A 6,647-nucleotide genomic window follows, 5' to 3' on the forward strand; every position below is an offset into this window, starting at 1 on the left:
TACCGCACAGAACCCTTACGATCTCACATGCACTGGAAATTGTAAGGTACCATACAAGGAGAAACCATGTTGCCTATCGCTCACATAGGAAAAAGCTGTTGGCTTCAATTGCCAGTGGTTAAAAGATCCGCTGTAGTACTATTCGCTCTATATCAACGCGTCCCAGCTGTCCACTATGCATAATAACGTTTCTTGAATATTCAAGCGTCATTAAAATTTGACGTGCCCATTCCACTGATGGAAAATAGTCTTCAAATAAAAGCCAGTTATTCTGAATAATGGAAACAAGATCTCCAAAGTCAGTATAATGAATTAAGGTTTCTCCTCTCGGAGTATGCCACCGAGTTTTACTTTCTTCATCCCTCCTAGACTCTGCTTTCTTTCTAATTTTTTCAGATACTGATTCTTCCCACCAATTTTCCTTCTTTTCCTCTAATAATCTCTTAGAAACTAACTCTCTTACTGAATTCTCAAAAGCCGTGATCGCAGTAAATACGGTTGACATTTCTCTCGCAGCGGCTATGTACTCCTCGTCAATAAGATTCAGCGATAATCTCTGAGCAACTTCCTCTTCTAGATGAGAAGAGAATTTTTTTGGATTCTTTCTTCCATTTCTATCTAATGCTTCTTCTGTGAGAAGTCCTCTAAATACAAAAGAATATATTTTTTCCATATTCTAATATAAATGTTCTTTTAAGCTTCGGAAAATAGCGTCAAACACGGCAGCATCACGAGAATCTGGAAGATGAATTTGAATATTGTAGTGAAGTTCTATATTCTTTTTGTCTTCATCAATTTTCTTTTCAATTTCAATTTTTTCATGAATTAGTCCCTCAGCTTTTACATGGCCTTTTTCATGAATTGGTTCTTCGACCTTTGTATGCGCCTTTTCTTGATGACCTTCTCTAGGTTTTGACCAGTCTGCTAACTCACAAAGTTTCTTAAATGTCCCTGCCATCAATCCAATTACTTTTTCAGATTTTTTCCCATGTGTTAATGTTTTTAGTTTATTTTTTACTTCTTTAATTGATAACTCATAGGCTTTTTTATTTATGTTAAATAAATCGCTATATGCTTCCCTTATGGCCTCTGCCAATATAATCCTTGATTGAGTCTGATCTAAATAGTGTCTGAACGAAAATGCAGAAAACCCTTGATAGTCCGTGTTGAAAACGATTTTATGCACCTGAAGATAACCGCTTTTAGTTGAGAAACATATAGTCGTATGTTAAAATGACCGCGCTATTATTGATCAAAACAGCGTTTTTCTTGTCATTTTTGTACATACTGTTATCAAACTGATCACTTAATGTCTTAGATCAATCGTGTCAACTAAATAGACCTGATCCCAGACCCTGCGAAGGATATTGAAGGTTTCTGGATAATCCGGAAATTTATCAACTTCTCCCTCGCTGCCTGAAATTTCAGGAGAGTGAATCGGGTTAAGAAATAAAAATTATGCAAGGTTCCCCTTTGACATCGACAACATCACCGCTTGGCCACCGGAGTTTTCTTAAGTTGATGGCTTTCCGTGTCCAGATTGTTCTCGCTTACCAGATGATGGCGGTGGTAGTCGGTTGGCATGTCTATGAATTGACGCACGATCCTTTGGCTCTGGGACTAATCGGTTTGGCCGAGGTGGTCCCCTATTTTTGTTCTGCGCTCTTTGCCGGTTATGCAATAGATCACTATTATTCGCGCCGGATGTTTGGGGTATTGGCCTCTGCCGCAACAGGTTTGAATGCGCTCGTTTTAGCGGCTGTTGCGGCTGGCAGGGCGGGAGGTAATCCGACGGTCTGGATTTATGGCTCGATTGCTTGCGTGGGGTTGGCACGCGCCTTTATCGGTCCTTCATACAACGCGTTATTTGCCATGATCCTCCCCCGGATGCTTTACGCCCGCGCTGCCGGGATCGGGAGTTCGGCATTTCAGGTTGGCCTGATCGTCGGCCCCGCGCTGGGGGGCGCCGTGGTCGGATGGGCCAGCATTACCGCCGCATATTTGGTATCGGCGGTTTTGGCCATCTGCGCTACAATCACATTGCTTTCATTGCGTCTTAGTGAACACCCTTCTGCCAGGCCGACGCCTGTTTTTTCAAGCATTGGAGAGGGGCTCCGCTTTGTTTTCAGCAATCAGATTATCCTCGCCGCTCAAACGCTTGATATGTTTGCAGTGCTCTTTGGCGGGGCGGTCGCCATGTTGCCTGCTTTTATCCATGATATTTTCCATTACGGACCGGAAGGTTTAGGTATCCTCCGTGCGGCCCCTGCTACCGGGGCTATCGTAACCGGCATGATTCTCGCGCGACGCCCCTTAAACAAGCATGCGGGTCGTCTTCTCCTTGCGGCCGTTGCCGGTTTCGGCATCTGCATTATTTCATTTGCCGTAACCAGTTCCTTCTGGCTGGCGGCCCTGATGCTGATGTTGTCTGGTGTTTTCGACGGTGTATCGGTGGTCCTCCGTACGACCATTCTCCAGCTGATGACACCCGACGAGATGCGGGGACGCGTATCCGCCATTAACGGAATCTTTATCGGCTCATCCAACGAGCTTGGAGCTTTTGAATCGGGCCTGGCTGCCCGCTTAATGGGTCTGGTCCCATCGGTTATATTCGGCGGCCTGATGACCTTGATTGTGGTGGCGACAACCGCACGCCTTGCTCCCAAATTACGGAAACTCGATCTGAAGCAGTTGCATTAGAAGGTAAAAAAGGTCATTTTGATTACAAAAAGCGGGGTCGAAAACGGTCTAGATGAAAATTTTGCGGAGTCTTTGCAAAATTCAAGGGAAGGAAAGAAGAAAAAGCCGGCAGTTTTTAAAACTACCGGCTGGTAAAGCAAAATCCGTTTAAGCTGCCGCAGCGATTGTCTGCTTGGCAAGCTCCACGATTTTATTAAATCCGGCTTCATCGTTAATCGCCATTTCGGCCAACATTTTCCTGTTTAAACCGACCTTCGCGTTTTTCAACGCATTGATAAACCGGCTGTAAGAAATTCCGGCCAACCCGGCGGCCGCGTTAATTCTGGCAATCCATAATCTTCTAAAGTCCCTTTTTCTGGCTTTACGATCCCGATAAGCGTATTGAAGCCCCTTGTCGACCTGTTCGGTGGCCGATCGGAAAAGCTTGCTCTTGGCGCCGTAGTACCCTTTTGCCAATTTTAATCTTTTTTTATGTCGTGCTCTAGTTTTGGTTCCGCCTTTAGCTCGAGGCATTTTATTCTCCTTTTCTGATTCTGTATTATGGGTTAACTACCCCGTGTCTCTCCGCTCTCGTTTCCTCATGGACTTACCAGGTATGCGTCGGTACGAGGCCTTTGTTCGCCTGGCATCTAACCTTTTGAATTTATCTTCCGCCGCCGTAAGGCAGGAGCTTCTTGACCATTTTTTCTTCGGCCGGAATCAACACCCCTTCGACTTTTAAACTCCTTTTTCTTTTGCCCGTTTTGGTGGTGAGCAAATGCCGTTCCCCGGCTCTTTTCACCATGACCTTTCCTGTTCCTGTAATTTTTACTCGTTTTGCCATCCCTTTATGGGATTTTATTTTCGGCATTGTCATCTATCTCCCGCAAAACTTGTCCGCGGCTTCCGCGCCGGACCTGGTTTGTCTTTTTATTGAGGTTTAATTTTATTCCTGTTTAATTTCCTTTGGTGGTCCCGTTGGTTTAACCGCCGGCGGTTTTTGACTTTTTGGGCCTTTATCCGACTTTGGAACAACAATCATCACCAGCGTGTTCCCTTCCATTTTAGGGAGCTGTTCAATGGTTCCATGAACGGAGATTTTTTCCATGAACCGATTCATTAATGCCCGGCCAATGGATTGATTGACATTTTCTCTGCCACGAAACATCAATGACACTTTTACCTTGTGTCCCTCCGCTAAAAATTCCGCTGAATGTCTTATTTTGACTTCCAGATCATGAATATCAGTATAGGGCCGGAGCTTAATCTCCTTCAGCTGCGCCGTTTTGGAATGAAGCTTGGCAGAATGTTGTTTTTTACTCTGTTCATATTTATATTTTCCATAATCCATTATTCTGCAGACCGGCGGGTTTGAAGTGGGTGCGACTTCTACCAGGTCTAATCCGGTTTCTTCTGCTTTTTTAATGGCTTCGCGGGTGAGCATAACCCCCAACTGGGTTCCTTCCGCGTCGATGACCCGAACCTCTTTGGCCCTAATGCCCTGGTTAACGTTTAATTTTGCGATATAACCTCTCCCTTCACCAAGTATTTATTAAATTTCATTAACCCCGTCGGCGACACCGACGGAATTAATATCTTGATTAAAAATGGAAATAAACTGGTCTAATGTTTGGCTTTTGAGTTCTTCTCCGTTTCTCTTTCGGATGGAAATCTGCCGGGCCTGGACCTCCTTTTCACCGACAATCAACATGTAAGGAATTTTTTGAACCTGGGCTTCTCTGATTTTTTGTCCGAGTTTTTCATTCCGGGAGTCTATTTCAAACCGGATATTCTTTTTTTCTAATTCAGCTGACAGTTGATTTGCATAGGGGTGCTGTTTATCCGTTATGGGGATGACCGATACCTGGACAGGAGCCAGCCAGGCAGGAAACGCCCCTGCGTAATGTTCGATGAGAACGCCAAAAAACCGTTCAATGGAACCCATCAAGGCTCTATGAATCATAATCGGCTGGTGCTCTTTCCCGTCTGTTCCCCGGTAGGTGATGTCAAACCGCTGAGGAAGAGCAAAATCAACCTGAATGGTTGAACATTGCCAGGACCGTCCCAAGACGTCTTTGATTTTTAAATCAATTTTTGGGCCGTAAAATGCCCCTCCTCCGGGGTCAATTTCATAAGAAAGACCGGAGTCTTTTAATCCTTTTTCCAGCGCGGCTGTTGCCTTTTCCCAATTTTCCAAACTTCCCACATAATGATCCGGGCGGGTGGAGAGGTAAATTTCGTATTCATCAAACCCAAATTTACTCAGGGTTGCCTGGGTAAATAGAATAACCTTTAAGATCTCTTCTTCGATCTGATCCAGCCGGCAGAATAAATGGGCATCATCCTGAGTAAAGCCTCTGACTCTCATTAACCCATGCAATACACCGGATCTCTCATACCGGTAAACCGTTCCCAACTCGGCAAACCGGATCGGGAGATCCCGATAACTCCGAATCCTCGATTTAAAAATGAGAATATGAAAAGGGCAATTCATCGGCTTTAACTCAAAATCGGCGCCGTCCACTTCGATCGGAGAGAACATATTTTCTTTATAAAATTCCAGGTGGCCGCTTTTTTTCCAGAGATCGATTCGGGCAATGTGGGGGGTGCTGACCAGTTCATACCCATTTTCCAAATGTTCTTCACGCCAGTAATCTTCGATTGTTTTTCGAACCATGGCCCCCTTGGGATGCCAAAGCACCAGCCCCGGTCCGACCTCTTCATGAATACTAAACAGGTCGAGCTCACGCCCTAACTTTCGATGATCCCTTTTTTTAATCTCTTCCAAACGGTTTAAATATTGGTCCAGCGCTTCCTGAGAGGGAAAAGAAGTCCCATAGATCCGCTGCAGCATTTTATTTTTTTCATCTCCCCTCCAATAGGCGCCGGCGGTGTGTAAAAGCTTAAAAGCAGGAATTCTTCCGGTTGAAGGCAGATGGGGACCTCTGCAAAGATCTGTAAAACTGCCCTGATGGTAAAGCGTAATGGCAGAGGAAGGATCCAAGTCTTCGACAATTTCAACTTTGTAGTCTTCTCCTGTTTTTTGAAATAAATCCACCGCTTTATCCCTGGAGATCTCTTCGCGTAAATAAGGTTCATCCGCTTTAGCCAGCTCTTTCATTTTATTTTCAATTTTAACAAGGTCTTCGGGCGTAAAGGGGCGTTCATATTCAAAGTCGTAATAAAATCCATCGTCTATCGGAGGACCGATGGCCACCTTTGCGGTCGGAAAAAGTTCCTTAACCGCCTGAGCCATCAAGTGAGCGGTGGAGTGGTGAAAAATATCCTGGCCTTCCCGGGTTTCGAACGTCAGGACCTCGGCTTCGATATTTTCTTTTATCGGCTCTCTAATGTCTTTGAGTTGTCCGTTGACCTTTATCCCGACGCCCTGATGAAAAGGCTTGGGTAATTTTTCTAAAACTTCGAGATAAGTGATCCCTGTTGGAAAGTTCACCTTAAGCTGATGATTCACTGTAATCTGGATTGTTTCTGGCATAAAATTCGTTTTTTATCGTCCTGTAATCGAGTAGGAGGTAGCTTTACAGCTACCGTCCTCTCACACCACCGTACGTACGGTTCCGTATACGGCGGTTCATAAAGTACATTGAAGTTTCTGTAATTGTCCGAGCAGGGATACAAGTCCAAGCTGGTCGAAGAATAACTTCGGAAAGGCCTCATTCATGTGTGACGCCCCGGAATTCCACCAAGAGCCTCGTCCGTTTGAGGTCGATTTCCATGCCCGCACTTTATCCAAACCTCTCTTCATCAGGTTTCTTGCGCGCGCACGGGGCCGCTTCCACTGTTTCCACTGGATACATCGTAGTTTTCGGCGTATCCATCCGTCCAGTTCTTCAAAAACACCCTTAACCTCTGCCAGTCTGAAGTAATTAACCCAGCCCAGAAGGATCGGGCAGAGTTCTTGAATAAACTGGCCGATGTTGCGTCCCCTCCCCATGCGAAACTGGTTC

8 protein-coding genes are annotated in these 6,647 nt (G+C 45.2%); 1 reads left to right on the plus strand and 7 read right to left on the minus strand.

The features are described from left to right. Positions 1–118: 118 nt before the first annotated feature. Together HYR79_00005 and HYR79_00010 are read right to left on the minus strand one after the other, a co-directional pair. A complete protein-coding gene (locus HYR79_00005) occupies positions 119–673 on the minus strand; it encodes a hypothetical protein (GenBank protein MBI1820068.1) in 555 nt (184 codons plus the stop codon). Between the two features lie 3 nt (positions 674–676). After that, on the minus strand, positions 677–1,186 hold the full coding sequence (locus HYR79_00010) for a DUF5343 domain-containing protein (GenBank protein ID MBI1820069.1): 510 nt from the start codon (positions 1,184–1,186) through the stop codon (positions 677–679). A gap of 272 nt (positions 1,187–1,458) precedes the next feature. Between HYR79_00010 and HYR79_00015 the strand changes: the two genes are divergently transcribed. Further along, positions 1,459–2,700 carry an MFS transporter gene (locus HYR79_00015; GenBank protein MBI1820070.1) on the plus strand — a complete coding sequence of 414 codons (1,242 nt, stop codon included), beginning with the start codon at positions 1,459–1,461 and terminating at the stop codon, positions 2,698–2,700. A gap of 147 nt (positions 2,701–2,847) precedes the next feature. Here HYR79_00015 and rplT read toward each other — a convergent pair whose 3' ends face one another. The 5 genes from rplT to HYR79_00040 all read right to left on the minus strand — a co-directional run. Next, positions 2,848–3,213 (minus strand): 50S ribosomal protein L20, encoded by a 366-nt coding sequence (gene rplT, locus HYR79_00020; GenBank protein MBI1820071.1) that lies wholly within the window; start codon positions 3,211–3,213, stop codon positions 2,848–2,850. 130 nt (positions 3,214–3,343) lie between these two features. Then, positions 3,344–3,550 carry a 50S ribosomal protein L35 gene (gene rpmI, locus HYR79_00025; protein ID MBI1820072.1) on the minus strand — a complete coding sequence of 69 codons (207 nt, stop codon included), beginning with the start codon at positions 3,548–3,550 and terminating at the stop codon, positions 3,344–3,346. A 75-nt stretch (positions 3,551–3,625) separates the two neighbouring features. Then, on the minus strand, positions 3,626–4,204 hold the full coding sequence (locus tag HYR79_00030) for a translation initiation factor IF-3 (protein MBI1820073.1): 579 nt from the start codon (positions 4,202–4,204) through the stop codon (positions 3,626–3,628). 27 nt (positions 4,205–4,231) lie between these two features. Next, the gene (thrS, locus tag HYR79_00035) at positions 4,232–6,175 is read right to left on the minus strand and encodes a threonine--tRNA ligase (GenBank protein ID MBI1820074.1); all 1,944 of its coding nucleotides are present in this window, start codon (positions 6,173–6,175) and stop codon (positions 4,232–4,234) included. Between the two features lie 96 nt (positions 6,176–6,271). Further along, on the minus strand, positions 6,272–6,647 hold a 376-nt coding region (locus HYR79_00040; GenBank protein ID MBI1820075.1), incomplete at its 5' end, for a group II intron reverse transcriptase/maturase.

It is taken from the genome of Nitrospirota bacterium (assembly GCA_016178585.1).
Taxonomy (GTDB): Bacteria; Nitrospirota; Nitrospiria; order JACQBW01; family JACQBW01; genus JACOTA01.